Here is a 1,195-nt window from a genome sequence, read left to right on the forward strand (position 1 = left end):
GATGAGTCGCTCCTAAACTCAGGAAGAAAGACAGTGCCAGCAGAAAAAAGATCTGCTGTCCAGAAGCATAGCTGCCAAACAAAATACAAAAAGATGCAAACACTCCAAAAAAAACCATTGAAATGTGGCTGCATTTTTTTCTTATTAATGCACCAGTCTTTAATTTTTTCTCGAGATGAAACTGAAATTGAACAAAAAAACTAATCGGATTTAGCAAGATAAGCATGGCGACAGTACTTAAGAATAGAGCGGTAACACCAGAATCAATAAACAAGGTGGAAAAAGAGACTGACTCTTTGTCATCACTCATAACATAGCATAGCGTTAAAAACAGGATTATAGACATCAGCCATACCCCATTAAAAACTCCTTTTAAGAGTCCTCCGTAATAGACACGAGCAGGAATAATCTCTGGGTTTAACATTTTAATAGTTTTCATGTCCTCTGCTATGACTTGCTTTAATTGTTGTGGATCCACTCTACTCTCCTTTTTTATGTAATTTCTTGTTCTCGAAAGGCAGGTGCATACTCTCTGGCACTACTACATTTTTTTGAGCATTGACCATGCCTTCTTGTAACTTCAAATCCCTTTCATTCATTAGATCATGCTGATCTGACTTAATCAATTGCTCCCCTTGCTTAAGGTTTTGAGGCAAAGTAGCGTTTTGCTGATGTACCTCTTGCTGAAATACTCCAAGCTCTTTTCCATCAATGCCAACCTTCATTGATTGTGCTTGCTGAAGAAACTCTTCACTGTTTTTTTGATAGTGGGCTCCTAATTGATTTTCTTTAGCAATAAAATCGTTTTGTTCTTTTTGATACAACGATTCAATCTGCATCTTTTGCTGCGTGTTACCAAATTGGGTAATTAACGCATCTCTTTTGGATGCAATAAACTCCTGGCCTAATGCCTGAAGTTTATTAAGCGATTGCAGATCCCCTGGGCGGCTATACAATTCATCACGCTCTGACTCATTAAGCTTAGCAGCTACATAGGCTGGGAATGCTTGATTTAAATCAGTGGTTATTTGAGAAGAATGAGACTCCACGAAGCTTTTCGCATTCTGGATGCGTGTGGCTTTGGCAAGGGAAGCATCCACATTACGACTGGCTGTTTCTGCTTCTCGCAGATCAGCACCCAATTGATTAGACAACGAAGCTGCTTGTGAATGACTGTCATCAAAATGATGATTTT

The 1,195-nt window shown here is 38.9% G+C and carries 1 protein-coding gene and 1 pseudogene; both read right to left on the minus strand.

The window, feature by feature from the left end:
* Window positions 1–478 (minus strand): hypothetical protein (locus Lbru_RS08555; protein WP_083500876.1); only part of this gene is annotated, 478 nt, incomplete at its 3' end.
* A gap of 1 nt (window position 479) precedes the next feature.
* Window positions 480–1,195, minus strand: a pseudogene (locus Lbru_RS17340) (conjugal transfer mating-pair stabilization protein TraG); the annotation flags it as partial.

Source organism: Legionella brunensis (assembly GCF_001467025.1).
GTDB classification, from domain to species: domain Bacteria; phylum Pseudomonadota; class Gammaproteobacteria; order Legionellales; family Legionellaceae; genus Tatlockia; species Tatlockia brunensis.